At 39.4% G+C, this 17626-nt stretch carries 15 protein-coding genes; 4 read left to right on the top strand and 11 right to left on the bottom strand.

Annotated features, from left to right (window positions below; translation table 11 throughout):
• Positions 1–11 precede the first annotated feature (11 nt).
• The gene (locus BLP46_RS04160) at positions 12–287 is read right to left on the bottom strand and encodes a YabP/YqfC family sporulation protein (RefSeq protein ID WP_092976078.1); all 276 of its coding nucleotides are present in this window, start codon (positions 285–287) and stop codon (positions 12–14) included.
• Between the two features lie 72 nt (positions 288–359).
• On the opposite strand from BLP46_RS04160, the gene BLP46_RS04155 reads away from it, so the two are divergent.
• The 3 genes from BLP46_RS04155 to BLP46_RS04145 all read left to right on the top strand — a co-directional run bounded on the left by BLP46_RS04155 (position 360) and on the right by BLP46_RS04145 (position 3984).
• Positions 360–1427 carry a nucleoside recognition domain-containing protein gene (locus BLP46_RS04155; RefSeq protein WP_092976075.1) on the top strand — a complete coding sequence of 356 codons (1068 nt, stop codon included), beginning with the start codon at positions 360–362 and terminating at the stop codon, positions 1425–1427.
• A 17-nt stretch (positions 1428–1444) separates the two neighbouring features.
• Complete coding sequence (asnB, locus tag BLP46_RS04150) at positions 1445–3277, top strand: asparagine synthase (glutamine-hydrolyzing) (protein ID WP_092976072.1); 1833 nt, start codon at positions 1445–1447, stop codon at positions 3275–3277.
• A gap of 236 nt (positions 3278–3513) precedes the next feature.
• Positions 3514–3984, top strand: a complete 471-nt coding sequence (locus BLP46_RS04145) for a phosphatase PAP2 family protein (RefSeq protein WP_092976069.1) — start codon at positions 3514–3516, stop codon at positions 3982–3984.
• A gap of 82 nt (positions 3985–4066) precedes the next feature.
• On the opposite strand, the gene mscL is transcribed toward BLP46_RS04145, so the two are convergent.
• The 7 genes from mscL to BLP46_RS04110 form a co-directional block, all read right to left on the bottom strand.
• The gene (gene mscL, locus BLP46_RS04140) at positions 4067–4495 is read right to left on the bottom strand and encodes a large conductance mechanosensitive channel protein MscL (RefSeq protein ID WP_092976066.1); all 429 of its coding nucleotides are present in this window, start codon (positions 4493–4495) and stop codon (positions 4067–4069) included.
• A 23-nt stretch (positions 4496–4518) separates the two neighbouring features.
• Positions 4519–5745 carry a tyrosine--tRNA ligase gene (tyrS, locus tag BLP46_RS04135; RefSeq protein WP_092976063.1) on the bottom strand — a complete coding sequence of 409 codons (1227 nt, stop codon included), beginning with the start codon at positions 5743–5745 and terminating at the stop codon, positions 4519–4521.
• 143 nt (positions 5746–5888) lie between these two features.
• Entirely contained in the window at positions 5889–6818 is a 930-nt protein-coding gene (locus BLP46_RS04130) for a ComEC/Rec2 family competence protein (RefSeq protein ID WP_092976060.1), read from the bottom strand.
• On the bottom strand, positions 6787–8682 hold the full coding sequence (locus BLP46_RS04125; protein WP_092976057.1) for a YgiQ family radical SAM protein: 1896 nt from the start codon (positions 8680–8682) through the stop codon (positions 6787–6789). Before BLP46_RS04125 ends, BLP46_RS04130 begins: the two co-directional genes overlap by 32 nt.
• 208 nt (positions 8683–8890) lie before the next feature.
• Complete coding sequence (locus tag BLP46_RS04120; RefSeq protein ID WP_318259460.1) at positions 8891–11863, bottom strand: FtsK/SpoIIIE family DNA translocase; 2973 nt, start codon at positions 11861–11863, stop codon at positions 8891–8893.
• A 15-nt stretch (positions 11864–11878) separates the two neighbouring features.
• On the bottom strand, positions 11879–12835 hold the full coding sequence (locus BLP46_RS04115; protein ID WP_092976054.1) for an undecaprenyl-diphosphate phosphatase: 957 nt from the start codon (positions 12833–12835) through the stop codon (positions 11879–11881).
• Positions 12836–12988: 153 nt separating this feature from the next.
• Positions 12989–13804: a ClpP family protease gene (locus tag BLP46_RS04110; protein WP_092976051.1), complete on the bottom strand. Its 816-nt coding sequence runs from the start codon at positions 13802–13804 to the stop codon at positions 12989–12991.
• Between the two features lie 241 nt (positions 13805–14045).
• Between BLP46_RS04110 and BLP46_RS04105 the strand changes: the two genes are divergently transcribed.
• Positions 14046–15365: a hemolysin family protein gene (locus BLP46_RS04105; RefSeq protein ID WP_092976048.1), complete on the top strand. Its 1320-nt coding sequence runs from the start codon at positions 14046–14048 to the stop codon at positions 15363–15365.
• A gap of 1 nt (position 15366) precedes the next feature.
• On the opposite strand, the gene BLP46_RS04100 is transcribed toward BLP46_RS04105, so the two are convergent.
• The 3 genes from BLP46_RS04100 to holA form a co-directional block, all read right to left on the bottom strand.
• Positions 15367–15759, bottom strand: a complete 393-nt coding sequence (locus BLP46_RS04100; RefSeq protein ID WP_092976045.1) for a putative ABC transporter permease — start codon at positions 15757–15759, stop codon at positions 15367–15369.
• Positions 15760–15968: 209 nt separating this feature from the next.
• Positions 15969–16562 (bottom strand): ribonuclease M5, encoded by a 594-nt coding sequence (locus tag BLP46_RS04095; RefSeq protein WP_092976042.1) that lies wholly within the window; start codon positions 16560–16562, stop codon positions 15969–15971.
• A complete protein-coding gene (gene holA / locus BLP46_RS04090; protein ID WP_092976039.1) occupies positions 16563–17624 on the bottom strand; it encodes a DNA polymerase III subunit delta in 1062 nt (353 codons plus the stop codon). It lies immediately after the preceding gene.
• Between the last annotated feature and the right edge of the window lie 2 nt (positions 17625–17626).

The following is a 17626-nucleotide window of genomic DNA, read 5'->3' as shown; positions in this document are numbered from 1 at the left end:
CTATCACCCTGTTATGTCAAAAATTCTATTTTCCCGACAAATCCCTCTATTTCTACGCAGGAACTTGAAATGCAACGAACGCACAAACCTCTGCCAAAAAATGAAACAACCATTTTATTGGTATTTATTTTTATGTTGTCGCTTTCATACAGCAAAATTCCGGTTGAGCCCTCAAGAGTAATTCTTCTGTTGCCGAGCATTTCAATAAGCGGAGCTGAACCCATATCTAATCCGACAGACTGGCGAGGTGAGACTTTGCCTTTGTCTTTGTTTTTATTTTTTTGCAAAAAATCGCCTCCAAATTCAAATTCATATTTATTTTTATGCAAAATCAATCATATATATTATCGGTGATTGATATGTATGTTAATGCAGCTCTGCATAAATTTGAAATTGTGGTAAAAGCACTTGCTGTTATAATGCTGTGTGCACTGCTGTTGCTGTTCTCAGAAAGCTGCTCAGGAGGAGCGCAAAACGGCATTAAATTTTGCCTTACTGTGCTTATTCCGTCGCTTTTTCCGTTTATGGCAGCTTCAAGTTTTTTGATTAAAAGCGGATTATCCGAACAAATCGGTAAACCGTTTGCTAAAATCACAAAAGCTGTTTTCGGATTAAACGGAAATTTTGCTCCGATTATTATTCTCAGTATGATTGGAGGGTACCCGGTTGGAGCAAGAGGGATTTCCGCACTTAAAAAATATGGGGCGGCAAGTGAAAGCGAAGTAAAAAAAGCTGCAATGTTTGCTGTTTGCGCGGGTCCGGGATTCATTGTTAACTTTGTAGGCGTTTCATTATATCACAATGAAACCATAGGCATGATAATTCTGATTTCACAAATTATTTCAGTAATAATTCTCGGAATACTGATAAATTTGTTTGACAGAAAGAACAGCAATAATAATTTTTTTATAGCAAAAAAGAATACACTTCCTTTTTCAACGGCACTTGTTGAAGCCGCCGCCGACAGCTCAAAAGGTATGCTCGGGATATGCTCATTTGTAATAATATTTTCGGCATACACGGCAATTTTCGGCGAGATTATTAATGATAACTTAACACAAAACCTGATATTTTGTCTGCTTGAGGTTTGTTCAGCGGTAAATAATATTTCTCAAAACAGTCCGGTTGAACTTGTGGCATTTGCAATCGGCTTTGGCGGATTGTGCGTACACTTTCAAATATTCTCTGCACTTGGAGATATTAAAATAAACAAACTGATTTTTTTCATTATAAGAATTATACAAGGGGCAATTACAGCATTGCTCACACATATAGGATTAATGCTGTTTATCGGCGAAACGGCGGTATTTTCAACTTCTTCCGTTGAAAATGCCGATGTGTTCAATGGCAGCATCATTTCGGGTGCTGTGCTTATCTGCGTAGCAATATGCTTTTTGTTTACACTCAAATCATATAGAACAAACTGATTTTATGGAGGTATTTTATGTGTGGTATAGCAGGATGGATTGAAAAGGGCAGCAATATGGCTGACAGATTAAAAACAATTAATCAAATGTCGCAAACGCTTGACAGAAGGGGACCCGATGAAAACGGAATTTATATTAATAAAGATACTGCATTAATACACAGAAGACTTGTGGTTATTGACAGAGAGAACGGAAAACAGCCTATGGTTGTTTCACACGGCGGCACAACTTATGTGATTGTATATAACGGAGAATTATACAACACCGAAGGCCTGCGTGAGGAGCTTAAAGCCGACGGATTCAGGTTCAGAGGACACAGCGACACGGAGGTTGTTTTAAAAACGTATATCAAATACGGTGAAAAATGTCCTGAAAAGCTCAACGGAATCTTTGCATTTGCCATATTTAATTCAGATGACAGGTCTATCTTTTTATGCAGAGACAAAATCGGAGTAAAGCCGTTGTTCTATTATAAATATAACGGTGGGTTTATATTCGCTTCGGAAATTAAGTCAATGCTCGCAAGCGGAGTTGTAAAACCGCAAATTGACGAACAAGGACTGTATGAAATTTTCTTCTTGGGACCTGCAAGAACACCTTCCTGCGGCATTTTTAAAGGTGTAAAAGAGCTAAAACCCGGAGAATACGCAAAGTATATCGACGGTGAAATGCGTATTGGCAAATACTTTTCAATTCAAGCCGCTGAACACACGGACAATGAAAAGCAAACGATTGAAAAAACCCGTTTTCTTCTGACGGACGCCATTGAACGTCAGCTTATAAGCGATGTTCCTATGTGCTTCTTCCTTTCAGGTGGTCTTGACAGCAGTATTATTGTAAAAACAGCGTCAAACTATCATAAAGAGCATAAACTTGGGAAAATTTCCACCTACTCGGTTGAATACCGTGACAACCAAAAATATTTTAAGAAAAGTTTATTTCAGCCTACGCCCGATTATGAATTTATATCATTAATGTCTCAAAACGCCGACACAAAACACAGAGAAATAATTTTGGAAAACACATTGGTAGCGGCGGCGCTGTACGACAGTGTTGAGGCAAGAGATTTGCCTGGGTATGTCGACGTTGACTCTTCCCTGCTGTTGTTTTGCAAAGAAATCAAAAAAGACTTTACGGTTGCACTTTCGGGAGAATGTGCCGATGAACTTTTCGGAGGTTATCCTTGGTATCATAACCACGATATTCTGTTTGAAGACTGTTTTCCATGGTCGCGCAGTCAGGACGTTAGAAGCTATATTCTCAAAGACGGTGTTCTTAAAGACGGCGCAGAATATGTAAGACAAAAATACCTTGATACAATTAGACTGGCACCGAAACTAAAATCAGACAGCAAAGTTGACAAACGTATGCGCGAAATGTTCTTTCTGAACTTTTATTGGTTTATGCAATGCCTGCTTGAACGCAAAGACAGATGTTCAATGTATAATGGGCTTGAAGTCAGAGTTCCGTTTTGTGATTACAGGCTGGTTGAATATGCATACAATATGCCCTGGAACATAAAAGCCTACGGCGGCAGAGAAAAAGGCATTGTGCGCAAAGCGTTTGAGGATATTTTGCCTGATGAAATATGTTGGCGAAAAAAAAGTCCTTACCCCAAAACGCACAATCCTATATACTTTGACGAATGTGCAAAAAAGGTAAGGAAAATTCTTAAAAAGAAAAATGCATTGACAGAGATGCTAAACCCAAAGGCAGTGGAAAGCATAATCGAACATCCCGAAAAAATCACGACGCCATGGTACGGACAGCTGATGCAGGCACCTCAGATTTTGGCGTATATTATTGAGATAGATTACTGGTTTGAAAAATACAATATTGAAATAATATAGATGTTGTGTTAATATTTGAATATAACATAAGAGCAGGTGCTTCCAGCCTTTAAAACAATAAAGAATGTTAAGTATTTCAATTGGAATTATAATACTTAAACGTAACTCTAAATAGGTAACGCATCTATTCAATGCTTGCAATCTATCCCATATCTTTTTACGCAAGTAAAGCCGAGCGTTGCTTTAATTTCAAAAACTAGGAGGTGTAAAAAATCAATCGTGAACAGTATATTAAAATGACTGACTATTTTAAAAACAACAAAACAGCCAACAGATGCCTAAAAATAATACATACTGTATTGCCTCTTTATGTGTTTGCAAATTATCCGATTCTGCTTTTTTACACTTTCTTTTGGAGAAAAAGTGCATTTTTAGAAACGCTTGTGGTTCCTGCGGCAGTTTTTACGCTGATAACAGTTTTGAGGAAAATTATCAAACGGCAACGGCCTTATGATTGCTTTGACGTTGCACCGGTAATACCCAAAAAATCAGAACCCGACAGTATGCCAAGCCGACACACTGCAAGTGCATTTATAATTGCAATGACAGTCCTTTCGATAAACACATACGCAGGAATTTTTTATATTATAATTGCCTTGCTGATATCATTATCAAGGATTTTTGCAGGCGTGCATTATATCAGCGATGTAATCGTCGGAGCTGTAATATCAATTTTGTGCGGCGTTATTTTTCTTTTTGTAATATAACGCACAGAATAATTCGTTTATAGAACAATATAAATAATGGCGGTCTGAAATTCAGACCGCCGTTTATTCTTATTAAGAATTATTATTTGTTGTCAGATGCATCTGTCGGCAATTCACTTGTGCAATGTGGGCATCTGGTTGCTTTTATGTCAATTTCACTCATACAGAACGGGCAAGTTTTGGTTGTTGGAGCCTCTTCTGTTTTTTTCTTTTTGCCAAAAGACATAACCTTGTTGACAAGCTTTACAATTAAGAAAATGATGAACGCCATAATCAAAAAGTTAATCACAGCGGTGATAAACTTTCCATATGCAAGCGTAGCTCCGTTGATGTCAATTGAAAGATTGTCAAAATTCATTCCGCCAAAAATACCGAGTATCGGCGAAATTATATCGTTTGTCAGTGAAGTTACAATAGCCTGAAATGCCGCACCGATAATAACTCCGACTGCAAGGTCAAGCACATTGCCGCGCATTATAAAAGTTTTAAACTCATTAAAAAACTTTTTCACCTTAAACACCTCTTTGATTTTGATTAATTCAAAATTGCCTTATGGAATACCTTTTTACCCTTTTTGATTATTACATAACCCTTTTCAAAGGACTGTTTATTGATTTTAGCGTAAACATCGGTAACTTTTTCATCGTCAACCGAAATACCGCCCTGCTCAATCAGTCTTCTTCCCTCTTTATTTGACGGAATAAGCGAACACTTTTTGAGCAAATCAAGAATTGCAATTTCATCGTCGGTAAAATCTTCGGAAGCAAGATTTGTTGACGGCATATTGTTTGTGTCAGCCTTGTTGCCAAACAGTGCTCTTGCAGCCTCCTGTGCTTTGTCGGCTTCTTCTTTGCCGTGAATAAGCTCTGTAAGCTCATGAGCAAGAATCTCTTTTGCCTTGTTTATCTCGCTGCCCTCAAGTTTTGAAAGTTCGTCAATTTTTTCAAGCGGCAAAAATGTAAGCATTTTAAGGCACTTGATAACGTCGCTGTCATCAACGTTTCTCCAGTACTGGTAAAACTCATAAGGTGAAGTTTTTTCGGCAGAAAGCCATACTGCGCCCGACTGGGTTTTTCCCATCTTCTTGCCCTCGGAATTTAGAAGCAGATTAATTGTCATTGCATATGCGTCTTTGCCAAGCTTTCTTCTGATAAGCTCTGTACCGCCGAGCATATTGCTCCACTGGTCGTCTCCGCCAAACTGCATATTGCATCCGTATTTTTGATAGAGTGAATAGAAGTCATATGACTGCATAATCATATAGTTAAACTCAAGGAATGAAAGACCCTTTTCCATTCTCTGTTTATAGCATTCGGCTGTGAGCATGCGGTTAACGCTGAAATGCGCTCCAACATCACGTAAAAGCTCTACATAATTAAGGTCAAGCAGCCAATCGGCATTGTTTACAATCAGTGCCTTGCCATCCGAAAAATCAATAAAGCGGCTCATCTGCTTTTTGAAGCAATCAACATTGTGCTGAATGGTTTCTTTTGTCATCATCTGGCGCATATCTGTTCTTCCGGACGGGTCACCTATCATAGCAGTTCCGCCGCCGATAAGTGCTATCGGCTTGTTGCCTGCCATTTGCAGACGCTTCATAAGACAGAGTGCCATAAAATGACCAACGTGCAGGCTGTCGGCTGTTGGGTCAAAACCTATGTAGAACGTAGCCTTGCCATTGTTCACAAGCTCCTTGATTTCTTCTTCATCAGTTACCTGGGCAATAAGTCCTCTTGCCACAAGTTCTTCATATACTCCCATCAATCTATTCCTTTCTTTGTGGATGATATTAAAACGGTATTTCTAACCGTTTTTTACACGTTAAGCGGCTTTGCCGCCTTTGACTGTTAAAACATTATACAGTCAATACATAGTATAATATTAATTTTTAATAAGGTCAAGCCCTAATATCCCGTAGAAACTTTAAGATTGTTTCCGTCAGATGTTATAACCACGGTCCTGTCATCAGCCGTAGAATAAAGCTCAGAGCTGAATTTATTGAGCCGAGCCATAGTCGTATAATCGGGCAGACTGCCGTCTGATTTTCCCGAACTGACGACTGTGATTTTAGGACTAACGGCTGACAAAAACTCCTCACTTGACGAAGTTTTGCTTCCGTGATGCGCCGCTTTAAGAACATCAAATTTTAATTCTTTAGCAGAATTAAGCATATCTTCTTCAACTTTGCTTGATATGTCGCCTGTAAACAAAAAAGAATTGTCTTGATACGTAAGTTTAAAAACCAGCGAATTATCATTAATATTGTCATACACCTTATCGGGCATAATAAACTCAATGCTTAAACCTCCGATTGCTATATTGTCTCCAAACTCTGGATATGTAATATCAAGATTATTTTCTTTAACAGAATTAACCAGATTGCTGTACTCAGCGCTGTTCGGCAACTGTTCACTTGGAATCTGCGGCATATAAATTGTATCCACGCTAAACTCATTAAGCAAATCAGAGGCTCCGCCGATGTGGTCGCTGTCGGCGTGTGAAAGTATCATTGCATCAAAATGGGTTACATTATGCCTATGGAAAAATGACGACAGTTTGTCATAATCAGCTCTCAGCCCGGTATCAATAACCAGATTTTTATCTCCACACTGTATAAAACAAGTGTCAGCATTGCCAACGCTTAAAAAACTCGCCGAAAAATCAGCGTTTAAATTCTCACTTACACCGAAAAGCGAATAAACATCGCTCCAACTCGGAGCGCCAAAACTTTTTCCGAATGTGATAAACAAAGTAAATATAAACAATACAGATGCAATTACAGTAATAAAAACAGTCTTTATTTTACTTTTTGTTTTTCCTCCTGTATTTTGCATACTTATCCCTATTCTTTCTGCCGTTGCCGCCTTTTGTGTTTGATGACTTTTTGTATCCGCCCGACGTCTGTCCGGCAAGCGGAGTTACAAGGCAACGTTTGTCATTTCCGATTAAATCACGTCTGCCGGCTTTGATAAGTGCCTTAACTACAAGAGGCTTATTCTCGGGAATAAAATACTGCAAGAGTGCTCTTTGCATAGCTTTTTCGCTCTCGGTCTTCGGTACATAAACCTCTTTCAGCGTATATGGGTCAAGGCCTGTATAAAACATACTCGTAGAAATTGTTCCGGGAGTGGGATAGAAATCCTGCACCTGTTTTGGATGTATATTTTCTCGTTTGCAAAACAAGGCAAGCTCAACAGCATCTTTAAGTGTTGAACCGGGATGCGAACTTATTAAATACGGAACAACGTACTGGTCTTTATGAACCTGATTTGTATATTTATAAAATTTATCGCAGAACTTTTTGTATACTTCAATATGCGGTTTTCCCATTTTGTCAAGAACTGCCGCCGAACAATGCTCAGGAGCAACTCTGAGCTGACCGCTTATGTGATACTTAACAAGCTCCTGCAAAAACTCGTCGCTTTCGTCCTCAATAAGATAATCAAAACGTATTCCGCTGCGAATAAACACACGCTTAATTCCGTCAATATTTCTGAGCTTTCTCAAAATATCAAGGTATTCTGTGTGAGACACCTGCATATTCGGGCAGGCGGTCGGCGCAAGGCATCTTCTTGACTTGCACAATCCAAGTCGCTTTTGCTTTTCACATGACGGCAATCTGAAATTTGCTGTCGGTCCGCCGACATCACTGATAATACCTTTAAAACGAGGATTTTTTAAAAAGCTTTTTGCTTCATCAATTACACTCTGTTCACTTCTAACTGTTACAGCTCGACCCTGATGAAAAGCAAGCGAGCAAAAGTTACACGCTCCAAAACAGCCACGGTTATGTGTTATTGAAAAAAGAACTTCTTCAATTCCCGGAACACCGCCGAGTTTATCATAACACTTTGGATACCAACGCTCATACGGCAAAGAGTAAACATAGTCAAGCTGTTTGGTATTTAGCGGCGGCATAGGCGGATTTTGCACAAGAATATAATTGCCGTGACGCTGAATCAAAGTTTTCCCTCTTACAGCGTCGGCTTCCTCAAGTTCTCTGCGTGAAGCTATGGCGTAATCACGCTTATCTTCTTTAACACGTTCGTAGCTTGGAAGCTCAACAACAGATTTTGGAACATAGTCGCTCGTTTTTATCTTGCAGCAAATTCCCCTGATGTCATATAATGCCTCAACAGGATTACCCTCACTCAGGCGTTTTGCAATCTCCATAGTCTGAAGTTCGCCCATTCCGTACACAATAATGTCCGCCTTGCTGTCAAAAAGCACCGACGGCATAACGCTGTTGTTCCAATAATCGTAATGAGCAAATCGTCTCAAAGAAGCTTCAAGGCCGCCTATTATTATTGGGCTGTCGGGATAAAGTCTGCGAATAATATTTGAGTATACAGTAACAGCCCTGTCGGGTCGTTTTCCGTTTTTTCCGCCGGCAGTATAGGCATCATCGTGTCGTTTGCGGCGTGCTACCGTATAGTGAGCAACCATACTGTCAATATTTCCTGCCGACACCATAAATCCAAGCCGAGGCTTGCCGAATTGGGTAAAATCATTGTCGTTTTTCCAATCAGGCTGTGCAAGAAAAGCTACTCTGCAACCGCAGTCCTCAAGCACTCTTGTTATTATTGCGGCACCAAAAGAAGGGTGATCCACATAGCTGTCACCGCAAACGTAGACAAAATCTACGCTGTCCCAGCCTCGTTCAATAACCTCCTGCCTGTTCATTGGCAAAAAAGCCATAACTCACCCTCCTGTCTTACAATATTTTTAATAATTTAAATCGTAGCAATACTTTGCTTGCAAAAAGCAAAGCCTTTGACGGATTGCAATCAGTGCAATTAGCATTAACTTCTTAGAATTTCAGTTGGCAGAAATTATTATTTTTATATTTCTGCCGAAAAACTGAATAGAATCCGCCGTCTTAGATTTAGATACATTTGCACTTAGATTATTCTGACCTGTTTTGAAGTACGTTTCTTCGTTCAAGCCATTCATTGTATGTCATAAGAACATCTCTCGGTTTTGAGCCTTGATGAGGGCCGACAATTCCAAGCTGTTCCATATCGTCAATCATTCTTCCCGCTCTTGCGTAACCGACTTTCAGCCTGCGCTGAAGCAATGACGTTGAAGCCTGTCCTGCCTCAATAACGCACTGAATAGCTTCGTCCATCTTTGAATCAACGTCAAGTCCGTCATCATCAGAATTATTTCCCGACTTTTTACCTGCGGCAATCTCTTCGGTTGCAATGCGTTTGATTTTTTCTTCAATATCAGCATTATACTGAGCCGAATAAGACTTTTTGATGTATGATGTAACTCCCTCAATCTCTGCATCAGATGCATAACAACCCTGCACACGCATCGGTTTTGGTGCGCCGACAGGTGAAAACAGCATATCGCCTCTGCCGATAAGCTTTTCACCGCCGCCCTGGTCAAGTATTGTTCTTGAGTCCATATTTGAACTTACTCTTAGGGAAATACGGCTTGGAACGTTTGCCTTAATAAGACCTGTAATTACATTAACGGTAGGACGCTGAGTTGCAAGAATAAGGTGCATACCTGCGGCACGAGCCATCTGGGCAAGACGACAGATTGAATCTTCAACTTCACTCGGAGCCGCCATCATCAAATCGGCAAGCTCGTCGATTGCTATTACAACACGGCTCATTTTCTCTTTTGCAACCGGCAGTCCGTTAACTTCCATAACCGGTTGAATCATTTCCCCTTCTTCATTTTGAACGGGAGGATGGTATGAAATGTATTCAAGATTTTTATCAATCAATGCATTGTATGAATCTATGTCTTTGCAGTCAAATTCAGAGAAAATTTTATACCTTTGAAGCATTTCGTTTACCGCCCAAGAAAGAGCGCCTGCCGCTTTCTTGGCGTCGGATACAACGGGGATAAGCAAATGAGGAATACCTTTATACTTTGAGAACTCAACCATTTTAGGGTCAATAAGCAAAAGCTTTACCTCATCGGGCGTAGCTTTGAAAAGTATGCTCATAAGTATTGAGTTTACACAAACCGATTTACCTGAACCGGTTGTGCCCGCAATAAGCAAGTGAGGCATCTTTGCAAGGTCGGTAACCACTATGTCACCTGTTATATCACGTCCGAGAACGCAGGTAAGCTTACTTTTGGCTCTTCTGAATTTTTCAGAGTCAATAAGCTCACGCATTGAAACCATACTAACAACTTTGTTCGGAACCTCAATTCCGACTGCGGCTTTGCCCGGAATGGGCGCCTCTATTCTTACGCCGTTGGCAGCAAGGTTAAGGGCTATATCGTCCGAAAGATTTGTAATTTTACTGATTTTAACACCCGGAGCAGGTTGAAGCTCGTATCTTGTTACCGAAGGTCCGCGACAAATATTGGTTATGTTTGCATTAACTCCAAAGCTGTGAAGCGTCTCAATAAGCTTTTTGGAATTATTCTGCATTTCTTCCATAGCCGAACGGTCATTATTATTGTTACTCGGTTTTAAAAGCTGAATTGGCGGGAAACGGTATACTTTTTCTTCTTTTTTTTCTTCATTGGAAATATTCGCCATATATCCCGCATTCTCAAGCCCTGCGGGTTTGTCAGCGGAATCCTCCTCTGACTTTCTTTCGGCTTCTGAAACATTCAAACCGTTCACGTTATTAACAAGTATACCCGATATTTTTTCTTGGGATATATCACCTGCAATATCTTCAACGGTGGACTCGCCCTGCTTTTCAACAGGTTTGCTCGCACGGTTGATAATATTTATTAAATCCGCAGACAAATCTTTATCTTCTGCATTCGGCTCATTGGATTCTGTATAATCAACGTCGAGTCCTACAACAGCATTATTAATTGCCTGCTTTTTGTTACGTTTTTTCTTAACGTCTCCGAGCGGAATATCAATATGACCAGAAAACTCTCCCGGATTGAAATTCGGCACATTTGGTACATTAGAAACCGAATTTTGAGTTTGCAACTGCTTTTGCATTTGATTCTGCATTTGCTTTTTCATTTTCCTTGGACTTTGCTTTTTTGTGGGATACTGATGCTGCTGTTCAGGATGTTCACTTTGGGCCTGTCTTGAATCTTGCATGATTCTCTGATTTTGCTTTTGGTGAGGGTTTTGATACTGCTGATTAACCGCTCCATTTGGAATTTGTCCTTGATTTTGCTGCTGAAGCCTCATCTCACGGCGTGCTTTATGATTTGCGGCTATTTTTTCCGCTTCAATATGCATTTTACGTGAAGCCACTGCCGTTACGTCTTTGATTGAAATGTCGGCTACAATTGAAAGGCATGCCGCAGTAAGCAGTATACACGGAATTAGCGCAACACCGCTTCCGCAAAGCTCTGCCATAGGATAACCTAAGATTCCGCCAATCATTCCGCAACTGAAGTTTATAAACGGCGAAGCACCGGAAGCTTGCAAATAAAGGCCGCTAAGGCAGGAAAAGAAATTTTTAGTACCGTCATTAAACTCTGCGCCGTCTATCAAATATACCGAAGCACTTGAGAACAGTACAGTAAGTATACATAGAATAACTTTAATTTTAAATCTTGCAACATTTTTTTCTTTTTCGGTAATTATGCAAAGATACACAAAGAAAACCGGAACAAGCACTATTGCAAGTCCGAACAATCCAAAGAAGAAACTGCGTATTGCAGCCCAAACATGTTGACCCTTAAAGAAAATCAGCGCCGTAAATATTGCCGCAAGAGTAGCAAACCATATTGCCCTTACTCTTGGGCTTACGGTTGCTTTCGGCTGTTTTGCAGAATTGTTGTTTGCTTTGGTTTTTTTTGGAGTATTCTGAGGTTTCTTTGCTGATTTTTGAGCAGATTTCGGAGCAGTTTTTTTTGCCGGAGCCTTTTTAGCAGGCCTTTTTTGAGAAGCTGGCTTTTTAGCTGTCTTTTTTTTTTCTGGTGCTGGCAAGAAAATTCACTCCTATTAATTAAATACTATCGGTGCGCCTGTAAAAATATTAGAGCCGGTAGTCATCTCTATGATTGAAATTATCAAAAATGCAACGCCTACAATAGCTGTATACGCAACAAAAATAATCATCTTATCGGATTTTAAGAACCACTTGAAGATAACAATTGAAAAATAGCCGACAATTGCCGAAACAACAAGGCCGATGATAATCATCAGCGGATCAATATTTATTGCCTCAGGTGATTTTACCGCATCAACGCCCTCTAAAAGAGCAGCGGCAAGAATTGACGGAATTGCAAGTACAAAGGTATAATCGAGTGCCTTTTGCTTGTTGATACCACGCATTTCGCCGATTGCAAGTGTTGAACCTGAACGTGAAAGTCCCGGGAAAACCGCAGCTACGGCCTGAGTAAGACCAACGCATACAGCATCAAGAACCGTATAGTTTTCACGACCGTTTGATTCTTCAGAAGAATTTTTGAGGTGTCTGAATTTGCCGACGTTTTTGCGATTAAAGTATATGCCCACCGCAAGCAAAATACTTGTAACGATGAGTGCTACCGAGGTAACTGTGAGCACAGGACTTTCAGAAAGAATGTCCGCAAAGTCCTTTATCTTTAAGTCCGTTCCGGGAATCGGCAGGAATAACAGGAAAAGCGGCAAAAGTCCGATTATCAGCATAACAATCAGATTTCTTTCATAATTCATCTGACTCCACTTGAATTTTCCTGTAAAAATATCTTTAATCATACTGAAAAACTCTTTAATCAAGTTCCATATAAGCTTATGATAGAATGCAATAACAGCAATAAGGGTGCCGACGTGAAGCATTACGTTAAAAAACAAATTGCTGTTTCCGCTTGTGCCTAAAATATGCTGTGTAATTGCAAGATGTCCGCTTGAAGAAACAGGCAGAAATTCAGTAAGTCCCTGAACTATGCCCTGGATGATTGCGTCTAAAATTGTCATAATTATGTACTCCTTCTAAACCTAATTTTTCATACCGATAAAGATATTACTGATTAGAATATTATGTTATTTTAACAGAGAGAATTGACCGTTAACCACATAAACTAACGGTCAAGCTCTCTAAATTTTATGTTATCTCAGTTAAATAAATCACTAATTTTTGTCTGTTTCCGCACCCTTTGAGTTATCGGATGCTCTTTTGGCTTTTGCATGCTTTGACTTATTGCTCTTTATCATCGAATAAAGTTCGTCAATTGCATCAGAAACCGTGCCGACATTGTCAATAAGTCCCTCGTCAACAGCTTCCTGTCCCTCAAGAATTGTTCCTACATCCATAACCAATTCTCCTGTGTTGAGAACAAGTTTGTTGTAACGTCCCTTTGAAATTTTGGAATTTTCACAAACAAATGTTGTGATTCTGTCTTGCATCTTTCTAAAATAATCAAAGGTTTGTGACACGCCGATAGTAAGGCCGCTTGTGCGGACCGGGTGTACGGTCATTGACGCACTTTTGGCTATAAAACTCTTTTTGGCGGCAACGGCAAGAGGGATACCGATGGAATGGCCTCCGCCAAGCACAAGCGAAACAGTAGGCTTTTTCATTCCCGAAATAAGCTCGGCAATTGCAAGACCTGCTTCAACATCTCCGCCTGCTGTGTTAAGCATAACAAGGAGTCCGTCGATTCTTTCGTCCTCTTCAATTGAAACAAGCAACGGAATAACGTGCTCATACTTGGTTGTTTTATTCTGTTGAGACAAAATATAATGGCCCTCAATTTGACCGATGATTGTAAGGCAATAAATAACACTGTCTTTATGGCAGGTAAGAACAGAACCTGTATTTTCAATTCTGTCGGAATTTGAAATATCATTTTCCGAAGAAGCGGATTCATCGCCCTCGCACGGATTTTTTACAAAATCATCACGCTCTTTTATCGAACCTCGTGCCTTTGACTGCTTATTTTTCATAACAATGCACCTCCGAAATATATGTTCTCCCGAAAGTGCGATAAAATGTATTTAATATGATTATACCATACAGAATAACAAATACAACAATTAAATACAATTAAGAATGTTTACAAATTGATTATACCATTTATGGCAGTATTTTTCAATCTTTTTATTCTTTTTTCTAATAAGTAATAATTATTTAAAAGAATTATTGTACTATAAAAGAAAATATATAAATTTATGGAGTGATATTTACTTGTCATCAGAAGCTGTTATGATTATCATCATCACAATTCTTGTTGCTCTATCGGCATTTTTTTCGGCGACAGAAACGGCATTTTCGTTTGTAAACAAAATTCGTACTCAACAACGCGCCGAAAGCGGTGATAAAAAGGCAAAAAATGTGCTGTATATAATCAATCACTTTGACAATGCGCTTACTGCAATCTTAATCTGCAACAATGTTGTAAACCTTGCGTCATCCTCAATTGCAACCGTGCTGTGTTTAAATCTTTTCGGAGACGCCGGTTCTGCAATTGCAACGGGTATTACAACGCTGTTGGTTCTTACTTTTGGTGAAATTATTCCAAAATGCGTTGCAAAAGAACATTGTGATTCTTACTCAATGAAAGTAGCCGGTTTTTTAAAAACCTTGACAATTATACTCACGCCGTTAATATTCATATTTTCAAATCTGAAAACCCTTGCACTCAAAATTGCGGGAAGCAAGGATGCAAAGCCGTCGGTTACCGAAAACGAGCTTAAATACATTGTTGAAAGCATTGAAGAAGAGGGCGTTCTTGAGGAAAGCGAAAGCGAAATGGTTCGTTCCGCACTTGATTTTGACGAAACCACGGCAGAAGAAATTCTCACCCCAAGAGTTGATGTAACATTTATAAATATTGCCAATTCGGAAGAAAAGATTAAAGAAATAATTATAGAAAACAGATATTCACGTATTCCGGTTTATGAAGATACAATCGACAATATTATCGGTATCCTTCACACAAGGGATTACCTTGAATCATTGGCGGACGGCAAGGCTCCGAAACTTCGTGACATCATACAGCCGCCGTATTTTGTATTTAAATCTCAGCAATTATCAAAAATTTTAAGTGCTTTTAAGCGAACCAAAATTCATCTTGCCATAGTTACCGATGAATACGGCGGAACCTTGGGAATTGTAACCATGGAAGACCTTATTGAAGAAATCGTCGGCGATATTTGGGACGAAGACGAAGAAATTGAACATAACTATTACAAAATCGGCAAAAATGAATTTTTGGTTAACGGAGATATGGATTTTTCCGATTTGCTCGGATTGTTTGATATGGACGAAGATTCAATAGAAAGCGATTCGGTTACTGTCGGCGGATTTATACTTGAGCGTGCCGGAACAATTCCGCATAAGCGTGAAAGCTTTGATGCCAACGGATTTAGATTTACGGTTATGGAAGTTAAGAACCAAAGAATCCTGCGTGTTGTTGTAAAAAAGCTTGACGGCACAGAAACGGAAATTAAAAACGACGACCAAAATCCAAAAGATATTGATGATGAAAAAAAGGTTGACGAATAAGTCAACCTTTTTCTTTTTTGGAAACAACGGTACAAACCATGCTTATCGGGATACATAGCAATGCCCACAACATACTGTAAAACGGACAAATCTGTCCTTTGATATTAAATTTGCACTTGGAATAATCCCAAACATTCATTTTATACTTTAGGTTCACAATACATCCGCAGACAAATTCTGCTGATGTAATCACCGCACTGCCAAGCAAACATTTTTTAGGCATTTTCATCTTTGCGCATTTTTTGAACAGGCTTGTAAGCCACACAAAACACATTCCGCCGGTAATAAGCATTGACCAATGCGTTTTTCCTCTCCAAAGAATTTCAAGCAATCCGTAGCCTGTACCTCCGAATACAAACAATTTTAATGTATGCTTAATTTTTAATTTAATCATAAAATCACCGACTTTAGTGTTTCAAAAGTCGGTGATTTTTATGCGTTAAGCATTAAATATTCAAATTAAAGCAACACTCTGCTTTGCTTATAGCAAACAAAAAACGCTTGCAAATTCAAAGTGAGCGTTAGATTCTTTTGGTTCCTGCGGAAGATTACAACTTACATTAAAAGACGTAATATTCCCCACAATCTTAAAATCAGATTATATCAATTGATACCAATTTCACAGAGCATATTTTTCAGCTCGTCATATGTATACAGACAATTAATTGCGGTAAGCATAGCATTGGTAGAAAGATAGCTTGGCAAGTTAAGGTGTTTTAATAACTTTTTTCGATTTTCGGCAGCATTCTGCGAACCGGTAAGTCCAAGATAAAATAAATCAGCCTTTTCAATGTTATGATTTGGAGATTCGGATTTGCCGATTATCGTTGCTCCGCTTTTGCGAATTGCATCAATAATCACGTCATCGTTTATCCCCTCTACTCCCAAAAAGCCCTCTTTGCTTTTTTGTGCTTTGCGTTTTTCTTTGCCTGCAATCTGAGGAATGTAACAATGCTTAATTTTTGATTTATCAACTACACCGTTAAGAAAATTGCGGATGACAAACCCGGCGCCGTCGCTGTCGGTCAGAATAAGAATACCTCTTGCCTCGGCAATTTGCCTAATCAGGTTTTGTTTTTCTTTATCCGCAAATACCCTAAAGCCGTTTGTTTCAATTATCGGCGCATCTACGATTGATGAAAGTTTTATTTTGTCATATCTACCCTCAACAATTACCGCTTCTTTAATTTTTATCATCTACACCCTGCCCTCCTTTGCAATAAGCAAAAGCCGAGCAATGAGCTGTTCCATAAATGGTCTGAAAGTTGTTTTTTGATCTTTCAGGCTTGTTTTCATTTTTGTATCAGCCTCAACCAACACATCAAGACTCTTGCGTAAAGCTTCGGTTGACACTCTTCTGGTGGCTGTTCGAGCCTTTCCAAGAGCAAACGCCCGTGACTTGTAGCCGTCAAAATCGGAGACAAGCTCATTTTGCAAAACTCCGCACTCGTCGGCAACCCTGATTCTATATGCATCAACATACGCCGAAGAAAGCGCGCTGAGGATTATCTGGGGCTTTTCCTGTTGATACATAAGATTGTCAAGAGTTGTGAAAGCTCTTTGTCCGTCATTATTCAAAACGGCGTCAGACATTGCATATACCTTAATTTCAACGTTTGTTGTAGTTGCAAGTTTATCAATATCATCAAGCGTTATCTCCGCTCCGGAGGCATACGCACTTATTTTTTCGGTTTCATTTTTCAACAGGTTCAAATCCTGTCCGCAGTAAGAAATCAACTTTGAAGCATTGATATGCGAAATAGTTTTACCGTTTTCGTTTGCCCATTTGGCAATATACCGCTCAAGCATAGATTGACTGAGCTTATCAAATTTGCAAACCGAACCGTGCTTTTCAACAGATTTTACAATAGACTGAAATGCCTTTGCCTGCTTTATCGGAACATAGGACGGCATAGAAATTATTAAAACCGAAGCGCCGCCGACTGACTGGGCAATCTCCTTAAAATAGTCAATTTCGGACGGTTTCATCAAATCAAAAAACACATCTGTCGCAAGAACACAATTATACTCGCTGAAAAACGGCGCAGCCTGAACAGCTACCGCAAAATCGGTAAGATTTATCTGTCCGCTAAACTGATGAAATCCAAACTCGGACGGCTTTTTGCCGACTATCGCATCGACAAGCTTTTGCGTGTAATGCTTTACAAACATTTGCTCGGAACCGTAAATAAGATAAACGGGTGAAAATTGTTTTGATTTAATTTGTTTTTTTAGTTCAGTTTCGGTTATAGAAGCCATTT

The organism is Ruminococcus sp. YE282 (assembly GCA_900101355.1).
Lineage (GTDB): Bacteria > Bacillota > Clostridia > Oscillospirales > Acutalibacteraceae > Ruminococcoides > Ruminococcoides bromii_A.
This window is presented reverse-complemented; position numbering and strand designations above follow the sequence as displayed.

Bases quoted from the DNA above. Each gene is read 5' to 3' on its own strand.
- BLP46_RS04130 (WP_092976060.1), bottom strand. From the start codon at position 6,818: ATGCAAAATACAGGAGGAAAAACAAAAAGTAAAATAAAGACTGTTTTT.
- holA (WP_092976039.1), bottom strand. From the start codon at position 17,624: ATGGCTTCTATAACCGAAACTGAACTAAAAAAACAAATTAAATCAAAA.
- BLP46_RS04155 (WP_092976075.1), top strand. From the start codon at position 360: ATGTATGTTAATGCAGCTCTGCATAAATTTGAAATTGTGGTAAAAGCA.
- asnB (WP_092976072.1), top strand. From the start codon at position 1,445: ATGTGTGGTATAGCAGGATGGATTGAAAAGGGCAGCAATATGGCTGAC.
- BLP46_RS04095 (WP_092976042.1), bottom strand. From the start codon at position 16,562: ATGATAAAAATTAAAGAAGCGGTAATTGTTGAGGGTAGATATGACAAA.
- tyrS (WP_092976063.1), bottom strand. From the start codon at position 5,745: ATGGGAGTATATGAAGAACTTGTGGCAAGAGGACTTATTGCCCAGGTA.
- BLP46_RS04110 (WP_092976051.1), bottom strand. From the start codon at position 13,804: ATGAAAAATAAGCAGTCAAAGGCACGAGGTTCGATAAAAGAGCGTGAT.
- BLP46_RS04115 (WP_092976054.1), bottom strand. From the start codon at position 12,835: ATGACAATTTTAGACGCAATCATCCAGGGCATAGTTCAGGGACTTACT.
- BLP46_RS04125 (WP_092976057.1), bottom strand. From the start codon at position 8,682: ATGGCTTTTTTGCCAATGAACAGGCAGGAGGTTATTGAACGAGGCTGG.
- BLP46_RS04145 (WP_092976069.1), top strand. From the start codon at position 3,514: ATGACTGACTATTTTAAAAACAACAAAACAGCCAACAGATGCCTAAAA.
- BLP46_RS04100 (WP_092976045.1), bottom strand. From the start codon at position 15,759: ATGATTAAATTAAAAATTAAGCATACATTAAAATTGTTTGTATTCGGA.